Here is a 24207-nt window from a genome sequence, read left to right on the forward strand (position 1 = left end):
CGCTTATGATCCGTCGCAACATCCCCAATGCCCTGACTTGCGGAAACCTCCTTTGTGGCTGTATTGGCGTAGTAGAAGCATTCCACAATAACCTGCTCCTTTCTTGTCTGCTTATTGGCGTTGCCCTGATCTTCGATTTTTTCGACGGTTTCGTCGCCAGGCTTCTGAAAGTAACATCGCCGATCGGCCGGGACCTGGATTCGCTTGCCGATATGGTCACATTCGGCCTCTTACCCTCCATTATCGTATTTCAGCTGCTTATGCAGAGTATTCCTGATCTGCTTGGGATATGGAAGGCCTATCCGGCGTTTATTATTGCGGTATTCTCGGCGATCAGGCTTGCGAAATTCAACAATGACCCGAGACAATCCGATTCTTTTATAGGCGTTCCCACACCGGCCAATGCGATGCTGATCGCCTCATTACCACTCATAGTGCATACTGAGGGCACTTTCTGGAAAGATCTGATCATCAACACCAACAATTTACTGATCCTGAGCGTGGTAATGTCCTATCTGCTGGTGATGGAAATGCCCCTGATAGCGCTTAAATTCAAAAGCTTCGGCTGGAAAGGGAATGAGGCGCGCTTCATATTGATAATAGCTTCGCTTGTCCTCCTCGCCACATTGAAAATATTGGCTGTACCCGCGCTTTTGATCCTCTATATCCTGCTGTCGCTGATCGATAATGTCAGGAAAAAGAGTATATGAATTGGTAGGCAGGACTTTTTATTGCAATTTTACAATCTGTTCCGGCAACGTATGTTGCTTATAATTATCATTTTAGAATAAAAAACCTGTTCAAGACCGCCCCTTAACCCTCAGCAGCATTTGAACATTTTCCGATAGCATGACATTCTCCCGCATTACAGGCCTAGGTTATTACGTCCCAGAAAACATTGTTACCAACAACGACCTGACCCAATGGATGGAAACGTCGGATGAATGGATCCGCGAACGTACAGGGATCCAGGAACGGCGTTATTTCGAATATGGGAAAGACACCAATTACAGCATGGCCGCGGCCGCTTCGCGGCAAGCGCTGGAGCGCGCCGGCCTGACATCCAACGATATCGATGTGATCGTGTACGCTACCATTACTCCGGACTATTTTTTCCCCGGATCCGCGTTTCTGATGCAGCGTGAACTCGGGATGGATGGTAAACCGGTCATCGATGTCCGGGAGCAATGTTCGGGCTTTGTTTACGCGCTGTCCATTGCCGATCAGTTCATCAAATCGGGCATGTACAAAACCGCACTGGTAGTGGGATCGGAAATTCAGTCGTCATGGATCGACAAGAGTACGGCAGGGCGCAATACGGCTGTGATCTTCGGGGACGGCGCGGGAGCCGCTGTGGTTACCGCTACTGAAGATCCACAACATTGTATACTATCTACACACTTACACGCCGACGGGCGCTTCGCGGAAGAGCTTTATGTAAAAGATCCAGGCAGCAGCCGTCCAGGCCGCCCCGTTAGCCAGGAACTGCTCGACGCAGGTGGGTATAATGTATATATGAACGGGAATGCCGTTTTCAAACACGCGATCGTCCGATTTGGCGAAGTAATTACGGAAGCACTCAATGCCAATGGCTATACGGCCGCCGACCTCGACCTACTGGTACCGCATCAAGCCAATATCAGGATCAGCGATTACGTACGGCAACAGATGGGATTGTCTGAATCACAGGTTGTCAACAATCTGCAGCGATTCGGAAACACAACTGCAGCTTCCATTCCGATTGCACTGACTGAGGCCTGGGAAGATGGAAAAGTTCAGCACGGAAAGCTGATATGCCTTGCTGCATTCGGAAGCGGGTTCACATGGGCATCGGCATTGATCAGATGGTAGGTTCGCGAGCCTAGAATTGTCCGGTCGACAGCATTACCAATGTACACCCCTCGATTGGTATGATATTTTTATCGATTAAAATATCCTTAAATTCAGGATTCTCTGTACCAGGGTTGAAGATAACGCGTTTAGGACTTAGAGAAACAATGTAATCGTAGTACTCGGGCTGATGGCTCGGATTGATATACAAGGTGACCGTATCTACATCTTTCCAGTCAGTTTTGTCTTTGTTGATTTCTTCTCCTAATGCAAAACCATTCCTGCGTCCGATGAGTAGAATGGGATGACCATGTTGCCTGAGTTTCTGCGCGGCCAGATAAGCGTATCTGGATGGATTGGAAGTGGCTCCGATGATGAGTGTACGTTTCATCTTTGTTTTGGTTTGTTGAACAATCGGGGGAATTTCTCCCCTCACACCCATGGAAACATTAAAAGCTTGCCAAAATGTTTCAGCTATACCAGCACTGCTGGAATGCATGGATCCGAATATTATGATGTTGAAAATTAATTATATATCCTTATCAAAATGAATGAGTTAAATGTAAGCCGGAGCTTCTGGAACGAAAAGTGGGCAAAGATTATATTCGACGAAATCGAGAACGCTCCTCATTATGAAGTATCAAACTATGGCAGACTGAAAAGTTTCCAGAATAACCCTAAAGAGGGAGTCGTGATCAAAGGCTCTGTAATTCAGGGTTATAGATCACTTAATATCCGTGTAACGGGAGGTAAGACCATCAACCGTTATGTACACAAGCTGGTAGCAGAACACTTTGCGGAGAAGCCAAGCCAGGATCACAATTTTGTTATTCACCTGGATTTCGATAAGCAAAACAATTACTTCGAGAACCTCAAATGGGTCACGAAGACGGAGATGATCGATCACAACCGGGAAAACCCTGCATTTATCAACCGCGTCATTCCTCGCAGGACCAAAAATTACAAGCTAACGGAAAGCAAGGTGCGCATCATCAAGAAACTTCTTAAGAACGATAACAACCGTCTGAAGATGATCGCCAAACAATTCGGTATTACGCATACACAGCTCAACCGTATCCGATCAGGAGAGAACTGGAAGCATGTAACCATTGAGGACTAATCGAAATACTTATTTTGGTTTTTCTGCCGCGGAAACCGTATAACCGCTGCCGTTCGCACCATCTTCAAAGTCTACAGAAACGCCAATCACGTACATCAGGTGGCGCTTGTCAATCAGTACCTTAATTCCTTCGATGAGGTATGACTGATCATGCTCTGTGGCTGTGTCAAAGCCCAGCAGGAAAGATCCGCTGCATGCTCCTCCCCTTAGCCCCACCCGTAACCCATAGGTGTCGGGGATTTTGTTGGCATCGAGCGTTGTTCTGATTTCCAGCCTCGCTTTCTCGGTAAGTTGAATCGGGTTATCCATCCTGCTATTTTTTCTGACTACGACAAACGGGTTAACACAAACCGGTGCAGTTCCATTCGCGTTTTGAAATAAATATCTGCCAAATGCGGCTAATCGTTTAATTTTGTGCCGCATTTTGGTACAAAATTACATTTCACATCATGGAATATTACCTCATTCTGACCGTCCTAATACTTGGCATCATAGTTACTTTTGGCATGTATCTGACCATTACGACCATAGCCAATAAAATATTCGAAAAACAGCGCTGGGATATCAGAAGCAAAAACATAGAGATCACATTGCCACTCCGTTTGCAGGCGTACGAGCGTATGTGCCTGTTTTTGGAACGTATTACACCTAATAATCTGTTGCTTCGGCTGGTCCCTTCAGCCATGAGCGCACTGGAACTGCACCAGATTCTGCTGCATGAAATCAGAGAGGAATATAACCACAATGTGGCGCAGCAATTGTACGTCAGCACACATGCCTGGGAGCAGATCGTCAATGCAATGAATGAAACGGTAGCAGTAATCAACCAGGCTGCCGGCGAACTGAATGGCGAAGCGGCACCGGCTGATCTCGCCAAAAAGGTCTTTTCCCATGTAATCGAAAGGGAGATACAACCTTCAACTCATGCATTGAAGATACTCAAAGAAGAGGTTAGAAATATTTTTTAAAACATAAACAACATCGCAGGGCTTACGGACGAACGCCGCGAGCTCCAATTAGAAAATGCTTTACCCAAATACAATCGAACAAAAACTGGGTTTCGATAAGCTGCGGGAGCGGTTAAAAGAAAACTGCATCAGCACGCTTGGCCAGAGTTATGTCGAGAAAATCCGCTTTTCCGAAAATTTCGGCATGGTTGAAAAGCTCGTCAGCCAGACCGCCGAAATGCAACGCATTCTCGAACTCGGAGAAAATTTCCCGGCCCAAAACTATATCGATGCTACGCCCTACCTTAAACGCGCGACCATCGAAGGGATGCTGCTGACCCAATCCGAATTTTCGGATTTAAAGGTCTCATTGCTGACAATCCGCCTGTGCCTGCGCTTCTTTGAAAGCCAGGAACCCGGATCCTTCCCCATCCTGGGCGAATATGCCAGGACAATCCGTGTCGAAAAAGCGATTACCGACGGGATCGACCGCATTATCGACGACAGAGGGCAAATCCGTGATTCGGCCTCGCCGGAGCTCTCACGCATTCGCAAACGACTGATATCTGAACAATCCGGGATTCGAAAGAAGCTGGATACCATCCTGAAATCGGCCAAAAGCAACGGCTGGATCGGGGATGATGTATCGCTCACCGTAAGAAACGGCCGGATGGTGATACCCGTAGCCGCCGAACACAAACGTAAGCTCCGCGGATTTATCCACGACGAGTCCTCTACCGGACAGACCGTATTCATAGAGCCTACCGATGTGTTCGAATCCAACAATGAGATCCGGGAGCTCGAATATGAAGAACGTCGCGAGATCAACAGGATCCTGCTGGAACTGACCGCCTATTTGGCACCCTTTGTTCCCGATCTTCAGAAGGCATACCTGTTTCTGGGGCTGATGGATTTCCTCCGCGCCAAGGCGCGGCTGGCAGGTGAAATGGGGGCGATCAATCCGCCGTTTGAAAACCGGCAGTTTATCGACTGGCGGGAAGCCCGGCATCCGCTGCTGCATTTATCGTTCCAGAAGCAAGGGAAAAAGGTTGTCCCGCTTCATATTGAATTGCAGGAAAAACAGCGCATCCTCATTGTTTCAGGCCCGAATGCGGGTGGTAAATCGGTGGCCTTGAAAACCGTCGGGCTGATCCAATACATGTTCCAATGCGGGTTGCTGGTACCGATGGCAGAAGGGTCATCTATGGGATTTTTCCAAAACATTTTCATCGACATCGGCGACGAACAATCGTTGGAGAACGATCTGAGTACATATAGCTCGCATTTAACGAACATGCGGCATTTTCTCTCGATGGCCAACAAGCGGACCCTATTCCTCATCGATGAGTTCGGTACGGGAACCGAACCCGGGTTGGGTGGGGCTATCGCGGAAGCTATTTTGGAAAACCTGACGAAATCGGGCGCATTCGGGATGATCAACACACATTATACCAACCTGAAAGTACTGGCGGACAAAACCGATGGGCTGGTCAACGGCGCCATGCGCTTCGACGGCGAACACCTCGAACCGCTCTATCAGCTGGAAATCGGTCGTCCGGGCAGTTCTTTTGCTTTTGAAATCGCTTCCAAAATAGGTTTACCGAATGCGGTCATCAACCGGGCTAAGGAAAAACTGGGAACGCAGCAGGTAAGCTTTGAAAAACTCCTGAAAGAACTCGACATTGAAAGAAGGGTATTCTCGGAGAAAAACATCGAAATCGGCATCAAGGAGCGAAAGCTAACCAGACAGTTGGCTGATTATACTGCCTTGAAGGAAAAGCTCGAAAACAATGAGAAGAAGATCGTCAATGATGCTAAGCAGAAGGCTAAAAACCTGCTTTCAGACGCCAACCAGCTCATCGAAAATACAATCCGGGAAATCAAGGAAAACAAGGCGGAAAAGGAAAAGACCAAAACCGTACGGACAAGCCTTGAAGATTTTGGCAAGAAAAACCTGGCACTGGAAGAAGTGTCGGAAACTACCCCTCCCGAAGACGTGTATGAGCCTGAGAGTGGCGACATTGTTCCGGGCAGCTACGTCAGGATCACCGGCCAAACCGCTATCGGCGAAGTCCTTGCCCTTAAGGGGAAAGATGCAGAGATCCGCATTGGCGACCTTAAATCGAATGTGAAGCTGAACAGGCTGGAAAAGGTTTCAAAAAAAACCTATCGCGCGGCTACTGGCGAGAAAAAGCTCAAAACAGCCGCGAAGGGTGTCGACCTGAATGAGCGAATGCTCAATTTCAGCTTCAACCTCGACATGCGCGGCAAACGTGGTGAAGAAGCTCTCGGAATGGTCGATCAGTTCATGGACAACGCCATCATGCTCGGGTACGACGAATTGCGGATTGTGCATGGTAAGGGCGACGGCATCCTGCGTACGTTGGTTCGTAATCATTTGCGTGGATACCGGCAGGTAGCGAGCATGCATGACGAGCACGCGGATCGCGGCGGCGCAGGCGTGACACTCGTCAAACTGAAATAACGGCAAACCATATCAAAAACGAAAGGGCGCCGATGAGGCGCCCTTTCGTTTTTGACTTATCTCAGTTATCAGTGAACTGCAGCCGAAGAAGCGGTTACTGTTTTACGTCCTTTCATCCAGAAATACAGGATACCGAATGCCACGATCAGGAGCGCGGGAAACATCACCATCGTGCTCAGCGTGGCTTGCCCGGCCGCCAGCTCCATTTCATCTCCTGTCAGACCCGCTGCCAGCTTTTCTGCTTTGGCGTCATCCAGCCACTTACCGATTACCGGCTGCCAGATCGCCGTCGAGAACATTCCGATACCACCGACGATAGACATACCCAATGCACCGCTCAAAGGCACGTTCTGAGCCACGAAACCAATCATGGTAGGCCAGAACAATGCGACACCCATTGCGAAGATCACAGCTGCCGCATAAGCCGCGGGACCAGTTACCGTGCTGAACAGGTAAATACCTGCCGCAGCCAGGATCGATGATCCCCAAAGAATACCGGTTTGACCGATTGCCGCAACGATCGGGTGGGCGAAGTAGCGCGCAATCGCCATCAAGCCCGTCACCAATGCCAGGATCAGCATCGGGCTTGCCCCGCTCTTGCTCATGATCAGACCTGTCCATTGTTGCGGGCCGAATTCGCTGATAGCGGTAAATGCCATACAAACGAAGATGAAAATGAACAAGGGTGTAAACATCGCTTTCACGTTTTCACCGATCGAAGTTACACCTGCAACGTGCGGTTTCGGGAATGCCTGTCCCCAGAAAAGGAATGCGTAGATGAATGTCGGAATGAGGATCACCCAGATTTGCGCTTGCCAGCCGAGGTTGGCATCCGTCATAAATTTAGAGATCAAACTACCTACCACGATCCCGCCGGGAAACCACATGTGGAAGCGGTTCAGCATTTTGCTCATTTGCAGCCCTTCGTAAGAGTCGGCGATCATAGGATTACAGGCAGCTTCTGTACAGCCGTTACCTACCCCGATCAGGAATGTAGAAATCAGAAGGCCGGTGTAGCCACCCGAATAGATTGTCATAATGATACCAATGGCGTGGCAGACGAATGCCACCTGCATAATTATTTTCGGACCGATTGTGTGATACACGAGCCCCCCGATAATCATTGCCAGCGGAAATCCGAAGAACCACATCGAGTTGATAAAGCCAAGCTGTTCAGCTGAAAGGTTGAATTCGGTGCCCAGCTGGGGCAGGATCCCTGCACGGATACTGAATGAGAATGCAGTGGTTATGAGCGCAAAACAACTTGCATTGAAGAGCCTTCCGCTGTTAACTGATTGGGTCATGTGACTTAACGGGTTTGATTATTTGAATTAGATGAATGACAACCTTAGGGGTAACGCTTTTATTTAAGATTTTCACAGAAAAAACAAACTTAGGGTAATTCTACTGGTTTTAATTATCCCTTAGGAGTGTTTTTTATGTCTTAAATTTATATTTGTAAGTAGTAAGAGTCTTTCCTACTACTCTTTGTTACTGTAAAAATCTTTTTCAAAACCTTAAACCAACTGGAATGTCAAGAAAGATCAGAATGGGCATGGTCGGCGGCTCCCTGGATGCATTTATTGGTGGGGTCCATCGCCGTGCAGCGATCATGGATGGAGAAATTGAACTGGTTTGTGGCGTTTTCAGCTCCGATCCAGCCAAGTCAAAAGAAACCGGCAAAGCGCTTTATCTCCCTGAAAACAGGGTTTATAACAACTTCGAGGAGATGATCCTCCAAGAAAAGCAGTTGCCGGAGGGCGAAAGGATGGACTTCGTAGCCATCGTGACCCCCAACCACGTGCACGCCGCGCCTACCAGGCTCGCGCTTGAAAACGGATTTCATGTTGTCTGTGACAAACCCATCACACTGAATACCCAGGAAGCCGAGGAAATTCTGGCCGTGGTCGAAAAAACCGGCCTGGTTTTCTGCCTTACCCACAACTACACTGGTTACCCTATGGTAAAGGAGGCCCGCCATATGATCGCCTCTGGCGCCATTGGAGAAGTGAGAAAGGTAATTGTGGAATATCCGCAGGGATGGCTGGCTACATTGGTAGAAGTCACAGGCAACAAGCAGGCTGCCTGGCGTACAGATCCGAAGCGTTCCGGCGCAGCGGGAGGCCTCGGCGATATCGGTACTCATGCCGAAAACCTGGCCGAATACATTACCGGGCTCAAAATCACACAGATTTGCGCCGACCTTACGATATTTGTGGAAGGCCGTTTGCTGGACGATGATGCCAATATTCTACTCCGCTTCAACAACGGTGCAAAAGGTATCCTGCAAAACAGCCAGATCGCCAACGGAGAGGAAAACGACCTCAATATCCGCGTCTACGGCGAAACAGGCGGTTTGCAATGGAAGCAAATGGAGCCTAATACCTTGATCCATAAAACCAATCAGGGAACCCGCATGATCCGTACAGGCGTGGGTAACCTGTCCAAAGCTGCACAGGTACACACCCGCATCCCCGCGGGACACCCCGAAGGCTATTTCGAAGCCTTTGCCAATCTCTACCGCAACTTCGCGATTCACGTAAGAGCATACTGGGAAGGAAAGCAAGCCGACCCGGTCTACGATTTCCCGGGTGCGCAGGACGGCCTCAGGGGCATGAAATTCATCGATGCTGTAATAGCTTCGAATAAAACGGACACGAAGTGGACCGATTTCTGATTTTAACTCAACTTAATTAATCTACATCTCAATTTAACCCGCGAAAGCGGACTGTTTTTCACCAATCATTCCATACCCATTTATGAACAAAATCAAAGTTGGCGTTGTCGGTACAGGCTTCATTGGCCCTGCACACATCGAGGCCCTGAGACGCCTTCCGAATGTTGAAGTTGCTGCGCTTTGCGAAGTAACCGCTGAACTGGCCAAAGAAAAGGCAGATGCCCTCGGCATTGCCCGCTCCTATACTTTCGATGAGTTGCTGAAACAGGAAGATATCCAGGCTGTGCATATCTGTACACCTAACTTCCTCCACTACTCACAGTCCAAAGCCGCATTGCTGGCCGGCAAACACGTGATTTGCGAAAAACCATTGGCGAAAGACCTTGCGGAAGCGGAAGAGCTGGTGGAACTGGCTGCCAAAACCGGACTGGTCAATGCTGTGCATTTCAATCTACGCTACTATCCGCTGGCACGCCAGATGAAATCGATGCGCGAAAAAGGCGAACTGGGCGAGATCTATTCTTTCATCGGCTCCTACCTGCAAGACTGGCTGTTTTATAACACGGATTACAACTGGCGCCTCGAACCGGACAAATCCGGTGACTCCCGGGCAATCGCGGACATTGGTTCCCACCTGATGGACATTCTGGAATACATTACCGGCCTGAAAACAGTTGCGGTTATGGCTGACTTCAACACCGTTCATAAAACACGCAAGAAGCCATTGAAGGCCGTAGAAACCTATTCAGGTAAATTGCTTCAACCGGAAGATTATGCGGATGTCCCTATAAACACCGAGGACCATGCTAACGTACTGCTCCGTTTCGACAATGGTAACAAAGGGGTCATCACTGTTTCACAGGTTTCGGCAGGCCGCAAAAACCGCATGTCACTGGAAATTTCAGGTTCGAAGAAAACATTCAGCTGGTGCTCCGAGTCGCCTAACGAAATGTGGATCGGTAACCGCGACAAAGCCAACGAAGTACTCCTTCGTGATCCTTCACTCGTGAACGAGGATGTTCGTTCGACCATCACTTTCCCCGGCGGCCACAACGAAGGCTTCCCCGATACCTCAAAACAAATGTTCAAGGAGGTTTACGCAGCAATCGCTGCCGGCAAACAGCCTGAGAATCCAACTTTCCCAACGTTCGCGGATGGATATCGTGAGTTGCTGATTTGTGAGAAAATCCTTGAAAGCAATAAGAAAGAGGCTTGGGTTAAAATTTAATTTTGAATGAGCGAATGAGTGAATGAGTGAATTTTTAATGAAAGAAGCTGGATTTGGATTAACACACTATGTAAAATGGATAACGCCGTTGGTAAAGAGGTATTTGTAAATTCCCTAAGAGATAGGACTAAGAACTTTGTTTTGCGTTCTATTCGTGTTTTTCGATCACTTCCCGGAAGTGAGGAAGCAAAGATCATTGGACGTCAATTTTTAAGGTCTTCGTCATCCGTGGGCGCTAATTACCGTGCAGCATGTCGATCCAGAAGTCAAAGAGAGTTCTATTCCAAACTCAGCATCACCATTCAAGAAGCAGATGAATCACTTTTCTGGTTGGAAATCATCAAGGAGACTGGATTAATTCCGTCAGAAAAACTCAGCTGACTGATTCAAAAGGCAGAGGAAATCATCAAAATATTATCCAAAGCACGAAAAAACACTCATTAAAAAATATTCACAATTCACACCCTAAAAATTCACTCATTCACTCATTCACACATTCACTCATTAAAACTTACATCTATGAAAACAATAAAAGGGCCCGGCATCTTTCTCGCTCAATTCCTCGGCGACGAAGCTCCGTTCAACTCATTGGATACCATTGCCGACTATATGGCGGGATTGGGTTATAAAGGATTGCAACTTCCCACCTGGGACCCGCGCGTGATTGACGTGAAGCAGGCAGCCGAGTCGCAGACTTATGCGGATGAGCTGAAAGGCAAACTGGCTGATAAAGGACTTGAAATCACTGAACTGGCATCACATATCATAGGTCAGCTGGTGGCTTCGCATCCGGTTTACGATGAAATGTATGACGGTTTTGCGGTGCCTGAGGTTCGCAACAATCCTAAGGCACGTGCGGAATGGGCTACGCAGCATTTGAAATATGTAGCGCAGGCAAGCCGTCGGCTGGGCCTGAAAGCAAGCGCTACCTTCTCCGGGGCATTGGCATGGCCATTCCTTTACCCATGGCCGCAACGCCCGGCCGGTTTAGTCGAAACTGCATTCAAGGAACTGGCGACTCGCTGGAAGCCTATTCTGGATGTGTATGACGAAAATGGCGTAGACGTGGCTTACGAATTGCACCCGGGCGAAGATGTGTTCGACGGTACTACTTTCGAAATGTTTGTAGATTACCTCGGCGGCCATACGCGTGCGAATATCAACTACGACCCAAGTCATTTTGTATTGCAGCAATTGGATTACCTCCAATTCATTGACCTATACCACGATCGTATCAAGGCATTCCACGTGAAAGACGCGGAATTTAACCCAAGCGGCAAGCAAGGCGTTTACAGTGGCTTTGCCGGCTGGGCCGATCGTGCAGGACGTTTCCGCTCATTAGGAGACGGCCAGGTTGATTTCGGCGGTATTTTCTCCAAACTGTCGCAATACAACTACGACAGCTGGGCCGTTCTCGAGTGGGAGTGCTGTATCAAGTCGCCCGTGCAAGGTGCGGCAGAAGGTGCACCGTTCATCGAAAGCCACATCATTGAAGTGACCACCAAAGCATTCGACGACTTTGCGGGAACCGGCGCAGATGAAGCATTCAACCGCAAGGTTTTAGGGTTATAATTGTCGAATCTACAAGTATATTAAAAACCTATCTTCCTTATGGAAGGTAGGTTTTTTCTACGTTAACCAATCCAATCATAATGAGTGAATCCCCTTTTCGAAAAGTATTGAAACGTTTCAGGATTGCCGGCGTTGCGGCCCTGTCATGTTGCAGTCTGATAGCTACTGCCCAGACGGTAACGCCGGAAAAACGCGTGCTGGTTTTCTCGAAAACAGCCGGGTTCCGGCACTCGTCTATCCCGGCCGGGAGAACAGCTATCATTAAACTGGGTAAAGAAACCGGCTTTGCAGTGGATACTACCGAGAATTCAAGTGTATTCACCAATAAAAACCTGCAAAAATACAGTGCGGTAATTTTCCTGAATACCACCGGTAATGTGCTGGACGATAAGCAGCAGGATGCATTTGAACGCTATATTCAGGCAGGTGGCGGCTATCTGGGCATCCACGCGGCCACCGATACCGAATACGACTGGCAATGGTACAACAAGCTCGCCGGAGCCCAATTCCTGAGCCATCCCGGCAACCCAAATGTGCAGGAAGGCGAAGCATATGTTGTGGACGACCAACACCCTTCTATGGATGGTTTTCCAAAAAAATGGAAGATTAAGGACGAATTTTACGATTTCAAGAACTTCAATCCGAAGGTAAATGTGCTCGTCAAAATAGACGAAAAGACTTATAAGGATGGTAAAATGGGTGACAATCACCCCATGTCCTGGTACCACGAATTTGACGGAGGCCGTGCATTCTACACCAATTTCGGTCATGAAGACGCGACTTTTGTTAATCCCGTTTTTGTAAAACACCTTACGGGAGGCCTTAATTGGGTAATGTCCACGAAACTGGATTACTCCAAATCACGTCCTGAAGAAAACCGCTTTACGAAAAAGGTACTCGCTACCAAACTCGACGAGCCCACCGAATTGGTAGTCCTCGACGATCAGCGCGTGCTTTTTACTGAAAGAAAAGGAAAAGTAAAACTATACAATCCCAAAACCGGTAAGGTAAAAATCGTTGGCGAAGTGCCCGTTTATACCAAGCAGGAATATGGTCTGATGGGTCTCAATATCGATCCGAATTTCAAGACCAACAAGCTGATATACATGTACTATTCTCCGCCATCGTCGGAAAAGGATACCGCGCAGCATTTGTCGAGATTCAAATATGACGATGTGAAGGACACCGTGCTTCTGAGCACCGAAGAAGTACTTTTGACCGTGCCCGTGAAACGAACAGACTGCTGCCATACCGGCGGTTCCATTGCCTGGGATGCCAAAGGTAACCTCTACCTCTCGACCGGCGACGACGTAAATCCGTTCCAATCCAACGGCTACGGCCCCATCGACGAGCGCCCGGGACGTGAAGGCTGGGACGGTCAGCATTCTTCTTCCAACACCAATTCGCTGAGAGGAAAAGTACTGCGTATCAAGCCACGTTACGGCGATCGCCGCGCTGATATGCCTGGCGGCACCAACCTGTATGACATTCCGGAGGGCAACCTATTCCCTCCCGGTACGGACAAAACCCGGCCGGAGATTTATGTAATGGGTACGCGCAACCCCTACCGTATTTCCGTGGATCAGCACACCGGTTACCTCTATTGGGGGGATGTGGGTCCGGATGCCTCCGTGGATAATCCAAAACGCGGACCAAGAGGTTACGATGAGGTCAACCAGGCCAGAAAAGCCGGCTATTTTGGTTACCCGTTGTTCATTGCCGACAACAAGCCTTATATCGACTTCAATTTTGCAGATAGCACTTCCGGCAAGCCGTTTGATCCCTTGAAACCGATCAACAATTCGCCGCATAACACCGGTTTACAGGAATTGCCCCCTGCTCAGCCGGCATTCATTTACTACCCTTATGCGGACTCGCCTGAATTTGGACCTATCGTGGGCAAAGGTGGCCGTAACGCAATGGCTGGCCCGGTTTATTACGCTGCGGATTTCCAGGACAGCAAAAGCAAATTCCCGACCTATTACAGCGGCAAGTTTTTTGCTTACGACTGGATCCGTGATTACATTAATATCGTGACGATGAACGAAAAGGGCGACCTGCAAAACATCGAGCGTTTCATGCCGAGTACTAAATTCAGTCACCCGATCGATATGCAGTTTGCGAATGACGGCTCATTGTACACATTGGAATACGGGCCTAATTGGTTTGCGCAAAACGACGAAGCCAGCCTTTCGCACATTACATTTAATGCCGGAAACCGCGTACCGGTAGCCCTGGCTAGTGCCACAAATACCACAGGCGCAACGCCTTTAAAGGTAAATTTCTCATCCAAAGGCTCAATGGATCACGATGGCGATCCGATCAAATATGAATGGTCGTTTGGTAAAGGTCTGCCGAAAAGCCCGCTGGCTAACCCTAGCTTTACGTATGCTAAGCCAGGCGAATATACTGCGAGATTAAAAGTGACGGACAATGCAGGCAACTCGAATACTTCCGAAGTGATCGTACGAGTAGGTAATGCTGTCCCAAAAGTGGATGTGGCGATTAAAGGCAACAAGACCTTCTATTGGAACGACAAGCCTGTGAACTACGAGGTGTCAGTTTCTGACAAAGAGGATGGCAGTCTGGCGACCAAGAAGATTCCGGAAGACGAGGTCACATTGACCATCAATTACCTGGAAGGTTTCGACAAAACGCAACTCGCACAAGGCCACCAAGCCAATACGGGCTTCGAAACGGGCAAGCGCATGATCGAACTAAGCGATTGCAAAGCCTGCCATTCAATCGATAAAAAATCAATTGGACCTGCATATCGCGAAGTAGCCAAGAAATATGCGAGCGAACGCAATTCTTTGAAAACGCTGACCGACAAAGTTCTGAAAGGTGGCAGCGGTGTTTGGGGTGAGCAGGCAATGCCAGGGCACCCGCAGCATAAGCCCGAGGAGGTGGAAGAAATGGTCAAATACATTCTTGGCCTGGCAAATGACAAAGCCGTGGACAAAAAGCCATTGAAGAGTTCATATGTGACACAAGCCAAGAAAAAAGACGGTTCGTACATCTTCACTGCCAGCTACACCGACAAAGGGAACGGCAAAATGGGTCCATTAACCGGATCGAGAACCATTGCCCTGCGCCCTTCGACGTTGATGGCAAACATGGCCGATACGACCAGAAATACATTCAAGTACAAAAGCGAGAATGGTAGTGAAATGGTAATAGGCATGAAAGACGGCGGTTTTATTGCATTTGACGACATTGATCTTACAGAAATTTCAAAACTGTCGGTATCCGTAGCAAGCAAAGCAGGCCAATCTGCCGGTGGAACATTGGAAGTTCGTCTCGACGGCGTCGCTGGTGTGAAGATCGGGGAAGGTAAAGTCGACAAATCCGAAACTATCACTATTCCTGTGAACGCCTCAGCCGATGGCAAGCTCCACAAGGTGTATTTTGTATTTAAAAATGCAGAAGCCGGCAATAAGCCACTGTTTTCGATTGAATCGGTACGGTTTGACAACGCAGTGTTGTAAGGCAGTTTACATTGAAAAATGATAAAAGCGGGCTTCTTGAGAGAGGTCCGCTTTTGCATATAAGTAATTAACAATAAATTATTTCTGAACTACCATTTTCTTTACGCCGTTGCTTTTCCCATCAGTTACCAGATCATAGAGAAAAACGCCGTTTTGAAAATCTTCCGCTGAAATTGTCAGTTTCCCATCTCCCCGCTCCTTCACCGGATAGGAGTTTACTTTGACACCATTTACAGTATACACATCGATCACCGCTTCCTTAATCGACTCCGGTACGAAGTATTTGATCGCGGAGCTTCCTGAAAACCCGTTTGGCACATTTTGTTCAAGGACCGCGCCATAGGCATTGGGTTCTGTCCGCGCTGCATTACCTGTCAAAGGTTTTGCCGTATTGGAAGCCATAATACGTTCCAGTTGTTCAAGCCGCTTCGACAGTTCCGCTATCTGCGCATTCATTTGTTTCAGGTCTTTATCTTTCTCCTCAATCACTTGCTGCTGCTCCTTCACCGAATTGATCAGAATATAAGTAACTGCATTCGCGTCATAGTCGAGGTATTCAGTTTTATTACCCAATGAATCCTGATGGATGAATGTACCGATGGTGTAAGGCGCAATCTTTTGCATTTCCTGGGCGATGACGCCAACGAATTTCTTGTCTCCCGTCTCAATTCCTGCTTTGCCGTTATATTGAAACCATACGGGTTTGATTTGTCTGAGCTGCTCCAATCCATCGGTAAAAGCGCTGATGTTCTTTTTGAGACGGTTGTCGGAGGCTACCGTCCAATCAGGAGATCCGGCTTTGGCGGCGGCATCCGTGCTGAGGTGGAGCTGGAATGCGGGGGCAGAGTAGCCGATGCCAACTTTTGCATTGGCACCTAATGCTATACTATGACTGGCTGTAACCAGCGCATTCGCCCCTATTGCCGTGGCATTTATAAGTGCAGCGCTTCCTCCACTGTTATAACCCAGATAGGTATTGTGGCTTCCGGTAGTATTAAAAATCCCGGCTTTATAACCAAAAAAACAATTATAATTCCCTTTACTCTCATATCCCGACCAACTGCCAAAGAAAGCATTTCCCGTATCCACTCCTCCTGAGAATTGTCCACTTTTGAATCCGACTACGACATTCTCATTTCCATGAGAATTAGCAGAGGCAGCGAGGGTACCAAGGAATGTATTCTGGTTTCCTTCCTTGTTTTTATTGCCTGCTGAGACGCCGATAAACGTATTATCGTTCCCTCCCTTGTTTCCATTGCCAGCAGCAAAACCGATGAATGTATTATCATTCCCATTATTAAGATAACCAGCGACGCCTCCAACAAATGTATTTAACGATCCTGTACTACTTAAATAGCCAGCGTTATTGCCGACAAACGTATTACTAGTGCCCGTAGTGTTTTTTGCTCCAGTAGTTTGTCCGATAAAGGTATTATACTGAGCCGTATTGACTTTTCCGGCGTCTACTCCAAAAAATGCATGCTGTAAACCTTGTGTGCCAGCACCCACGCCATAATGCGTCTGCGCATTCACGTGGATCGTAGCACACGCACCTACCATCAGCGCTGCCACAGCCCTGTACCATTTTTTCATAATCAATAATGTTCTAAGTGAGTGAGGATTTACCTCGATTGATTTTGTAACTGGTACAAAACTGACTGGAAGCTGCGAGAGAACGGAAAAGCAATGAAGCAGCGGATATTCACAGTTACTTACCGGATGTTTAGCCATGAATTGCATTTGACTAATAGATTGGACCCATTATCGTTCACAAACGAGAGAGGGCTTCGTTACCAAAGCCCTCTAGAATCCTGCTGATCACTACTCTATCAACATTTTCTTCGCTCCCATGCTCTTACCATGCATAACCAGATCATAGACATGTATCCAGCTCTTATATTTATCTGCCGATATGACAAGTTCACCTGCTCCACGCTCAGATATAGCATGCGAACTAACCTTCACACCAGCTGAGGTGTAGATGTTAATTACAGCAGTGGTTACAGATTGAGGGATGAAATATTTAATGGAAGTCTTGTTCGAAAAGCCATTGGGCTTATTCTGTTCGAGAAGGGGGACATCCACACCTTGCTCTGTTTTCTGAAAACCACTGGTCGAAGAAGGCCTATTCAACTCAAGAGCTTCCAACCGGGCTATCAGTTCCCGCTGAGTCTTCTCCAATGCCGCAATTCTCTCTTCTTTCTCCGCTATGACTCGCTGTTGTTCCTTCACAGAGTTGATTAGAATGTAACACCGCATTGGCGTCATAATCCAGGTACTCTGTTTTGTTACCCAATGAATCCTGGTGGATAAACTTTCCGATCGTGTAAGGCGCTATTTTTTGCATTTCCTGGGCGATGATGCCGACAAATTTGTCGTCGGAATGAAGATCCGCCTTGCCATTGTATCGAAACCATACGGGCCGTATTTGCTTTAATACCGTTAGTCCTTCCGTAAAGTCAGAAACGTCTTTTTTTAGTCGTGCGTCTGAGATAACTGTCCAATCGGGTGAACCTAATTTTGCAGTGCTAAGGTGCAATTGATAAACCGGGGCAGCCGTTCCGATTCCCACATTTGCATTGTTTCCCAATATCAGACTGTTGCTAGTTTTCACTTTGGCATTGGCTCCGATTGCGGTGGCATTGATCAAATTAGAATTTCCATCGGCATTGGTACCGAGGTATGTATTCTTTTGCCCGCTCACGTTCGCAAAACGGGTTTGATTTGTTTGAGAAGGTCCAGCCCGTCGGTGAAGTCGGTGATGTTTCTTTTGAGACGGCTGTCAGATGCGACTGTCCAGGTCTGCGAGCCGGCTTTGGCGGCGGCATCGGTACTGAGGTGGAGCTGGAATGCGGGGGCAGAAATTCCAATACCGACATTGGCCTTGTGCCCCAGTACTAAAGAATTGCTGGATAAAACCTTATCAAATGCACCGACTGCAGTGGCGTTCGCCAAAATTGGACCACCTCCGGCAGCATAACCTACATAAGTATTCTGGGCACCGTTGATGTCGTCGAAGCCGGCTTGATAACCTAGGAAGGTGTTACTATGTCGATTAAGATTTGAATAGCCTGACTTACCTCCTAAAAACACATTTTCAAAACCAACAGTATTCGAATATCCGGCATCGATGCCCAATAATGTATTAAAAGTTCCGGAAGTATTTGACTAACCTGAACGACTTCCAACCAGCTTCCCCTCCGACAAATATGTTGCTACTTCCGCTATTTACTAACCCCGCTTTGTAGCCAATGAAGGAATTATCAGATGTAAAAAAGCTGCTAACTGCACAAAAAGATCCCAGAAACACATTTCGGGAACCAGTGTTGTGTTGGCCGGCGCATGTCCCAATGGAACAGTTATCATCTCCACTTTGCCTGATTTATCAGGTGGAGGAAATATACTAGTGGCCATTAATTAACAAGCATCGCATAGACGATTTTTTGCATATCCGTAAAATAAAAGGCTTGCAAATGCAAGCCCTATTCATGTGTAAAGAATCGCGTTATCATTCGACCAGCATTTTCTTCGCGCCCATGCTTTTACCGTCTACAACCAGGTCGTAGACATGTAAACCACTTTTATATTCGAGCGCCGAAATTACCAGCTCTCCCTCACCTCGTTCCGATATCGGGAAGGATTTGACTTTGATACCCTCAATCGTATAAATATCGATCACAGCCGTTTTTGCGGATAAGGGAACAGCATATCGGATCGTCGTCTGGTTAGCAAAGCCATTGGGCGTATTTTGATCCAACCTGGCAGCCCTGGATTCCTTATTTAGAATTCCCGGCGATGCAGTCACCAACATTTCCAGCTTTTCCAGACGATTTTCCAGTTCCTGAATTTTCGCCTCTTTCTCTTCAATTACCTCCTGTTGCTCCTTCACCGAATTAATCAGAATATAGGTAACCGCGTTCGCATCATAATCCAGGTATTCGGTTTTGTTGCCCAGTGAATCCTGATGAGTAAATGTGCCAATCGTATAAGGTGCTATTTTCTGCATTTCCTGTGCGATGATGCCTACGAACTTCTTCTCACCGGTTTCAATACCCGCGCTACCATTGTACTGGAACCAGACGGGATTGATTTGCTTGAGAAGATCCAGGCCGTCCGTGAAACTGGTGATATTCTTTTTGATTCTGCTGTCGGAGGCAATGGCCCAGACCGCAGAGCCTGGTTTGGCGGCGGAGTTGGTACTTAGCTGAAACTGATAAGTTGGAGCCGAAATGCCGATGCCAACATTTGCATTATTCCCGAGCACCAAACTATTACTTGCAGTAACCTTTGCTTCTGCGCCAATTGCTGTTGCGTTTTCCAGGTCTGCATTCCCTTCTGCAGCATATCCAAGATAAGTATTTCTCGCTCCCGTTGTATTATGAAAACCGGTACCATAGCCCAAAAATGCATTGCTATGTCCATTGGTGTTGGAATAGCCCGATTTATTGCCGAGAAATACATTGCCAACACCAGTTTCGCTTGAATAACCCGACTCTACCCCGAGGAATGTGTTGAAAAAACCCTCCTTGTTGTTGTATCCCGCCTTTTCTCCAAAAAATGCATTACGATGCCCGGTGGTGTTTTCATACCCCGACTGGGAACCCACGAAGGTATTAAACCCTCCCGAGTTGCTAAAATAACCAGCCGAATGTCCCATGAAGACATTTTCAGTACCGGTCGTATTGTTGAATCCCGCTTCATATCCCATCGCTACATTATAATTACCGCCTCCTTTGAATGCAGCTTGATATCCGACAGCGCAGTTGCCAATTGCATTCGACGATTCTTCGTGTACCTGATATCCAATCGCCACGTTAGACGATCCTGTAACGTTGCTAAAACCTGTGTTAACTCCAATGAAAATGTTTCCACTGCCTAAAGTATTTTGTTGCCCAGCCCTAGCACCAAAAAAAGCATTGTTTGTTCCATCAACATTCATCTTACCCGATAAAGCCCCAACAAATGTATTGCCACCGCCACTTTCATTGGAGTACCCTGCCTGAAAACCTAAGAAGGTGCCCTGGGTTGCCAAGCCATTATTTGCTCCCGCCTGATGTCCGACGAATGAATTACTGCCACCCGTGTTAATTTTACCTGCATCTGTGCCAAAAAAAGCCCTGCCAACACCGGCCATACCGGCCCCAACGCCATACTGCGTCTGCGCATTCAATTGCGTCAAAGCACACGCCGTCATCAGCAATGTACCCGCCATCTTGTACCACTTCTTCATGTTCTTAAATTTTCTTGTGAAGAGGATTTACCCCGATTTATTTTGTAACCGGTACAAATCTTGCGAGGTCGAAAGCCATATTTCTAAAACAATGAAGGAACGGTGTAACCAAGGTTATTAAGCGGAAAATACAGCTGACCCGGTACAAATGATCGTCAACTATTTTTACAATATGGAATAACAGGGCCCGTGATTTTGGTATTGAATTGAATCGAATAAAATAGCAACACCTGCCATTACCTAACCAACAAAAAAGGGTTTCGTAACCGAAACCCTTTCCCTATTTATCCACCTTCAAAATCTCATTCCACCAACATCTTCCTCGCGCCCACGCTTTGGCCGTCAGTTACCAGATCATAAACATGCAATCCGCTCTTATATTTGCCAGCCGAAATAACCAGTTCTCCCGCCCCTCTTTCGGATATCGGGTGAGTAGCGACCTTTACACCGTCAACTGTATAAATGTCAATCACCGCCATTTTCACAGATTGAGGGATGAAGTATTTAATGGAAGTTTTATCTGAAAAACCGTTGGGAGCATTCTGTTCCAGAACGGCACCTTCGGGATGCACGCCAGTTTTATTTAGCATTCCTGGTGAAGAGGTCATTAGCCTTTCGAGCTTTTCCAAACGTGACGCCAGTTCCAATTGCGTTTTCTCGGACTGTAATAATTGGCCGGACAATTCCTGCTGAATTCGGGACAATTCCTGAATTTTAGTCTCCTTCTCTTCAATCACCCGTTGCTGTTCCTTCACCGAATTGATCAGAATATAAGTAACCGCATTCGCGTCATAATCCAGGTACTCGGTTTTGTTACCCAGCGAATCCTGATAATTGAATGTCCCGATGGTGTAGGGCGCTATTTTCTGCATGTCCTGGGCGATGATACCTACGAATTTTTTATCTCCTGTCTCAATTCCCGCTTTGCCGTTGTATTGAAACCAAACTGGCTTGATTTGTTTGAGAAGATCCAGGCCGTCCGTGAAGCTGGTGATGTCCTTTTTCAATCTGCGATCCGACATAATCATCCAAGTTGAGGAGCCAGCTTTGGCGGCCGTTCCTTTACTCATTTGCAGTTGATAAACAGGTGCAGACACCCCAATTCCTATGTTGGCATTATTACCCAGCACAAGGCAGTTGCTTGCCATTACCTTCGCCGATGCTCCGACTGCTGTGGCATTGATGATGTCGGCCTTTCCTCCCGAGCCATAGCCCAGGTAAGTGTTCTTTTCGCCGGTAGTATTGTCGTAACCAGCCCCTTGCCCCAGGAATGTATTAAGGCTTCCGCTTTTATTGGAATATCCTGCCTTGTTGCCAAAGAATGCATTTGCGGTACCGCTATCATTGTTGAAGCCCGAAGTTGTACCCGCGAACATATTTCCTACGCCGGTCGTGTTTGAATAGCCTGATGCCTTTCCGATAAAATTATTCTCGTTTCCTTTATTGATAAATCCGGCTTCGAATCCCATCACCACGTTATTGCTCCCCTTATTGTAAGTACCTGATGAGACTCCAAAAATAATATTATTATCTCCTTCACTCTCCCATCCGGCGGAAACCCCAAAATAGCAGTTATTTTGTCCCTTTGCCTTCTTGCCGCTGTAGGTTCCTACAAAGGTGTTTTCATCTGTATTATCATTATTTTCACCGGCACTTTCACCGGCTCCATGTCCTATGAAGGTATTCCCAGCTCCTCCATTCAATGTGAACCCTGCTTTCGTGCCAATATAAGTATTTAAACTTCCGAACGTGTTACCATTGCCTGATTTCCAGCCGACGAAAACATTGTCGTTTGTTTCGCAGTTATAACCAGCCTCTACGCCAATGAAAACGTTGTGATGGTTTTTATTTAAAAAACCAGCTTTCGCCCCCAAAAAAACATTGTCGCTACCGCCGTTATTGGAATTTCCGGCTCCAAATCCCATGAAAACATTGTTAGAACCCTTACTCCACGTACCCGCTTGTTGTCCAAAATAGGAATTTTGATTGCCGGTCGCTCCCATCCCTGCGCTTGATCCAACCAAGGTGTTATAGCTATTATTCCCATTATCTTTTCCTGCCTGAAATCCTATAAGGGTGTTGAAGCTACCAGTAACATTCAGCAAACCAGATGAATTACCGAGAAAAGTATTGCACTGCCCGGTAGTAGCATTTTTACCTGCAAAATGTCCGATGTACGTGTTAAAAGCCCCATCATTCCCATTTGCCGAGTTTACATTTCCCGCATCAGTTCCATAGAATGTATGTCCGAACCCATTGGTTCCGGCACCGGTTCCATAGTGAGTTTGGGCTCCGACATTATCAGCGAGGCACCCTATTATTGCAGCCGTAGCAAAAAGTTGTGTGAAAAATTGTTTCATGTTATCGTTTTTTAATGTGAAAAAAGTTGTCTTTCAGATTTAAATCCAACTCAATTTCAACTTTAAAAAAACGGAGACAGGTAACAAATGACTTACGGGTCAGCCGGGTTTAGTCAAAGGAAAACACTGCAAAGTATTTAGTATATGAAAAATCGTAGCAATGAACTTGTACTAAAACAAAATACCAGTTATCACACTCCAAATCGGCAATATTTGTAGCGGGGCGCCTTGACAAGTACAATTATTTCAATCATTTACTTCGCAAACCCTTCAATCCCAAGTCCAAATAATGCAAAATCATACTTCACAGGATCGTTCGGGTCCAGCAGGCGTAATGAGGCGGTGAGTTCGACGGCGGTTTGCCAGTCGGTGACGGGACGCTTGATGAGGCCCAGCAAACGCGCCACACGATCCACGTGTACGTCGCAGGGGCATACGAGCTGAGCGGGCCGGATCGTGTTCCAGATACCGAAATCGACGCCATTATTATCCTTACGCACCATCCAGCGCAAGAACATGTTCAGGCGCTTGCAGGAGGACTTGCGCACCGGCGTAGCAATGTGCTTTCGTGTACGCGTAGGGAAGTTCTCAGAGTCAGAGAATAAGTCATGAAACCCGATCAGACCATTTTCGATCGTCACGTCACTTTGCTGCATACTTCCGCTGAAAGCGTGTTCGAGCGAATCGTTTTTGCGGTAATATTCTTGAAAAAAGTGAAGGAAATAAAGTGTATCCGTGGAATTGAATGTACGGTGTTTGAAGTTTAAAAATGGCTTCAAATCACCTTCCTCGTGATTTCTAACAAAATCATAAGGCGCATGGTCCATCAGCGCCGACAATTCGAGGCACTTATTGATAATGGTTTTCCGTTGCCCCCAGGCCAGCACAGAGGCCCAGAAGCCCATGATTTCAATATCCTGCTTAACAGAAAAACGATGCGGAATGCTGATCGGATCGAATGGAATAAAATCGGGCTTGTTGTACTGCGCTGACTTTTCTTCCAATAAATCGCTTACATAGGGAGAAAGGCGCACAACTGATGTTTCAATGTCTGGCATGACTACCTCCGAACAGGTAAGCCAACACACGTGAAATACCCGAAAAAATCATCACAATTCCGGAAAACAAGAAGGTAAATATCGCAATGAACGGATACAGCAAGGTAAACATCACGCTCCATATCTTGTAGCCGGGCGTGTTTTTGAGGGCTTCCCGTTCCTCTTCTCTCTTCGAGCGGAACTCCGGTGAGTGTTTCATAATATCTATTGCC

At 47.2% G+C, this 24207-nt stretch carries 20 protein-coding genes; 10 read left to right on the forward strand and 10 right to left on the reverse strand.

Going from position 1 to position 24207, the window contains the following annotated elements; translation table 11 throughout:
• The first annotated feature begins 5 nt into the window (after nt 1-5).
• Together pssA and BP71_RS34290 are read left to right on the forward strand one after the other, a co-directional pair.
• Nucleotides 6-710: a CDP-diacylglycerol--serine O-phosphatidyltransferase gene (gene pssA / locus BP71_RS34285; RefSeq protein ID WP_496386192.1), complete on the forward strand. Its 705-nt coding sequence runs from the start codon at nt 6-8 to the stop codon at nt 708-710.
• Nucleotides 711-849: 139 nt separating this feature from the next.
• Nucleotides 850-1851: a 3-oxoacyl-ACP synthase III family protein gene (locus tag BP71_RS34290; RefSeq protein WP_496386193.1), complete on the forward strand. Its 1002-nt coding sequence runs from the start codon at nt 850-852 to the stop codon at nt 1849-1851.
• Between the two features lie 10 nt (nt 1852-1861).
• Here BP71_RS34290 and BP71_RS34295 read toward each other — a convergent pair whose 3' ends face one another.
• Nucleotides 1862-2221 (reverse strand): CoA-binding protein, encoded by a 360-nt coding sequence (locus tag BP71_RS34295; RefSeq protein WP_496386194.1) that lies wholly within the window; start codon nt 2219-2221, stop codon nt 1862-1864.
• Nucleotides 2222-2377: 156 nt separating this feature from the next.
• Here BP71_RS34295 and BP71_RS34300 point away from each other — a divergent pair, with 156 nt between their 5' ends.
• Nucleotides 2378-2950, forward strand: a complete 573-nt coding sequence (locus BP71_RS34300; protein WP_496386195.1) for an NUMOD4 domain-containing protein — start codon at nt 2378-2380, stop codon at nt 2948-2950.
• A gap of 9 nt (nt 2951-2959) precedes the next feature.
• Here the strand turns inward: BP71_RS34300 and BP71_RS34305 are convergent, their stop codons facing one another.
• Nucleotides 2960-3259 carry a HesB/IscA family protein gene (locus BP71_RS34305; protein ID WP_496386196.1) on the reverse strand — a complete coding sequence of 100 codons (300 nt, stop codon included), beginning with the start codon at nt 3257-3259 and terminating at the stop codon, nt 2960-2962.
• Between the two features lie 140 nt (nt 3260-3399).
• On the opposite strand from BP71_RS34305, the gene BP71_RS34310 reads away from it, so the two are divergent.
• Nucleotides 3400-3918, forward strand: coding sequence for a DUF7935 family protein (locus tag BP71_RS34310; protein WP_496386197.1), 519 nt, complete (start codon nt 3400-3402; stop codon nt 3916-3918).
• 55 nt (nt 3919-3973) lie between these two features.
• Nucleotides 3974-6382 carry an endonuclease MutS2 gene (locus BP71_RS34315; RefSeq protein WP_496386198.1) on the forward strand — a complete coding sequence of 803 codons (2409 nt, stop codon included), beginning with the start codon at nt 3974-3976 and terminating at the stop codon, nt 6380-6382.
• 68 nt (nt 6383-6450) lie between these two features.
• Here the strand turns inward: BP71_RS34315 and BP71_RS34320 are convergent, their stop codons facing one another.
• Nucleotides 6451-7686, reverse strand: a complete 1236-nt coding sequence (locus tag BP71_RS34320) for an MFS transporter (protein ID WP_496386199.1) — start codon at nt 7684-7686, stop codon at nt 6451-6453.
• Between the two features lie 245 nt (nt 7687-7931).
• On the opposite strand from BP71_RS34320, the gene BP71_RS34325 reads away from it, so the two are divergent.
• The 5 genes from BP71_RS34325 to BP71_RS34345 all read left to right on the forward strand — a co-directional run bounded on the left by BP71_RS34325 (nt 7932) and on the right by BP71_RS34345 (nt 15347).
• On the forward strand, nt 7932-9059 hold the full coding sequence (locus BP71_RS34325) for a Gfo/Idh/MocA family protein (protein WP_496386295.1): 1128 nt from the start codon (nt 7932-7934) through the stop codon (nt 9057-9059).
• Nucleotides 9060-9141: 82 nt separating this feature from the next.
• Nucleotides 9142-10287 (forward strand): Gfo/Idh/MocA family protein, encoded by a 1146-nt coding sequence (locus tag BP71_RS34330; RefSeq protein WP_496386200.1) that lies wholly within the window; start codon nt 9142-9144, stop codon nt 10285-10287.
• A gap of 75 nt (nt 10288-10362) precedes the next feature.
• On the forward strand, nt 10363-10668 hold the full coding sequence (locus tag BP71_RS34335; protein WP_496386201.1) for a four helix bundle protein: 306 nt from the start codon (nt 10363-10365) through the stop codon (nt 10666-10668).
• A 138-nt stretch (nt 10669-10806) separates the two neighbouring features.
• Nucleotides 10807-11859 carry a sugar phosphate isomerase/epimerase family protein gene (locus BP71_RS34340; protein WP_496386202.1) on the forward strand — a complete coding sequence of 351 codons (1053 nt, stop codon included), beginning with the start codon at nt 10807-10809 and terminating at the stop codon, nt 11857-11859.
• 80 nt (nt 11860-11939) lie between these two features.
• A complete protein-coding gene (locus BP71_RS34345; RefSeq protein ID WP_496386203.1) occupies nt 11940-15347 on the forward strand; it encodes a ThuA domain-containing protein in 3408 nt (1135 codons plus the stop codon).
• A gap of 78 nt (nt 15348-15425) precedes the next feature.
• On the opposite strand, the gene BP71_RS34350 is transcribed toward BP71_RS34345, so the two are convergent.
• The 7 genes from BP71_RS34350 to BP71_RS34380 form a co-directional block, all read right to left on the reverse strand.
• Nucleotides 15426-16940, reverse strand: coding sequence for a tail fiber domain-containing protein (locus tag BP71_RS34350; RefSeq protein ID WP_496386204.1), 1515 nt, complete (start codon nt 16938-16940; stop codon nt 15426-15428).
• Between the two features lie 541 nt (nt 16941-17481).
• Nucleotides 17482-18051: a tail fiber domain-containing protein gene (locus BP71_RS34355; protein ID WP_496386205.1), complete on the reverse strand. Its 570-nt coding sequence runs from the start codon at nt 18049-18051 to the stop codon at nt 17482-17484.
• On the reverse strand, nt 18048-18485 hold the full coding sequence (locus BP71_RS34360) for a tail fiber domain-containing protein (protein ID WP_496386206.1): 438 nt from the start codon (nt 18483-18485) through the stop codon (nt 18048-18050). Before BP71_RS34360 ends, BP71_RS34355 begins: the two co-directional genes overlap by 4 nt.
• Nucleotides 18486-18855: 370 nt before the next feature.
• On the reverse strand, nt 18856-20577 hold the full coding sequence (locus tag BP71_RS34365) for a tail fiber domain-containing protein (RefSeq protein ID WP_496386207.1): 1722 nt from the start codon (nt 20575-20577) through the stop codon (nt 18856-18858).
• 302 nt (nt 20578-20879) lie between these two features.
• Entirely contained in the window at nt 20880-22937 is a 2058-nt protein-coding gene (locus BP71_RS34370) for a tail fiber domain-containing protein (RefSeq protein WP_496386208.1), read from the reverse strand.
• A gap of 254 nt (nt 22938-23191) precedes the next feature.
• A complete protein-coding gene (locus BP71_RS34375) occupies nt 23192-23995 on the reverse strand; it encodes a TIGR02757 family protein (RefSeq protein WP_496386209.1) in 804 nt (267 codons plus the stop codon).
• Nucleotides 23982-24194, reverse strand: coding sequence for a hypothetical protein (locus BP71_RS34380; RefSeq protein WP_295930403.1), 213 nt, complete (start codon nt 24192-24194; stop codon nt 23982-23984). Before BP71_RS34380 ends, BP71_RS34375 begins: the two co-directional genes overlap by 14 nt.
• Nucleotides 24195-24207 lie beyond the last annotated feature (13 nt).

It is taken from the genome of Dyadobacter ginsengisoli DSM 21015 (genome assembly GCF_059568735.1).

What these genes read in the sequence shown, in the direction of transcription:
- BP71_RS34320 (WP_496386199.1), bottom strand. Translation starts at nt 7,686, where the DNA reads ATGACCCAATCAGTTAACAGCGGAAGGCTCTTCAATGCAAGTTGTTTT.
- BP71_RS34375 (WP_496386209.1), bottom strand. Translation starts at nt 23,995, where the DNA reads ATGCCAGACATTGAAACATCAGTTGTGCGCCTTTCTCCCTATGTAAGC.
- BP71_RS34300 (WP_496386195.1), top strand. Translation starts at nt 2,378, where the DNA reads ATGAATGAGTTAAATGTAAGCCGGAGCTTCTGGAACGAAAAGTGGGCA.
- BP71_RS34365 (WP_496386207.1), bottom strand. Translation starts at nt 20,577, where the DNA reads ATGAAGAAGTGGTACAAGATGGCGGGTACATTGCTGATGACGGCGTGT.
- BP71_RS34350 (WP_496386204.1), bottom strand. Translation starts at nt 16,940, where the DNA reads ATGAAAAAATGGTACAGGGCTGTGGCAGCGCTGATGGTAGGTGCGTGT.
- BP71_RS34370 (WP_496386208.1), bottom strand. Translation starts at nt 22,937, where the DNA reads ATGAAACAATTTTTCACACAACTTTTTGCTACGGCTGCAATAATAGGG.
- BP71_RS34295 (WP_496386194.1), bottom strand. Translation starts at nt 2,221, where the DNA reads ATGAAACGTACACTCATCATCGGAGCCACTTCCAATCCATCCAGATAC.
- BP71_RS34380 (WP_295930403.1), bottom strand. Translation starts at nt 24,194, where the DNA reads ATGAAACACTCACCGGAGTTCCGCTCGAAGAGAGAAGAGGAACGGGAA.
- BP71_RS34330 (WP_496386200.1), top strand. Translation starts at nt 9,142, where the DNA reads ATGAACAAAATCAAAGTTGGCGTTGTCGGTACAGGCTTCATTGGCCCT.
- BP71_RS34315 (WP_496386198.1), top strand. Translation starts at nt 3,974, where the DNA reads ATGCTTTACCCAAATACAATCGAACAAAAACTGGGTTTCGATAAGCTG.
- BP71_RS34310 (WP_496386197.1), top strand. Translation starts at nt 3,400, where the DNA reads ATGGAATATTACCTCATTCTGACCGTCCTAATACTTGGCATCATAGTT.
- BP71_RS34345 (WP_496386203.1), top strand. Translation starts at nt 11,940, where the DNA reads ATGAGTGAATCCCCTTTTCGAAAAGTATTGAAACGTTTCAGGATTGCC.
- BP71_RS34305 (WP_496386196.1), bottom strand. Translation starts at nt 3,259, where the DNA reads ATGGATAACCCGATTCAACTTACCGAGAAAGCGAGGCTGGAAATCAGA.
- BP71_RS34290 (WP_496386193.1), top strand. Translation starts at nt 850, where the DNA reads ATGACATTCTCCCGCATTACAGGCCTAGGTTATTACGTCCCAGAAAAC.
- BP71_RS34335 (WP_496386201.1), top strand. Translation starts at nt 10,363, where the DNA reads ATGGATAACGCCGTTGGTAAAGAGGTATTTGTAAATTCCCTAAGAGAT.
- BP71_RS34325 (WP_496386295.1), top strand. Translation starts at nt 7,932, where the DNA reads ATGGGCATGGTCGGCGGCTCCCTGGATGCATTTATTGGTGGGGTCCAT.
- BP71_RS34340 (WP_496386202.1), top strand. Translation starts at nt 10,807, where the DNA reads ATGAAAACAATAAAAGGGCCCGGCATCTTTCTCGCTCAATTCCTCGGC.
- pssA (WP_496386192.1), top strand. Translation starts at nt 6, where the DNA reads ATGATCCGTCGCAACATCCCCAATGCCCTGACTTGCGGAAACCTCCTT.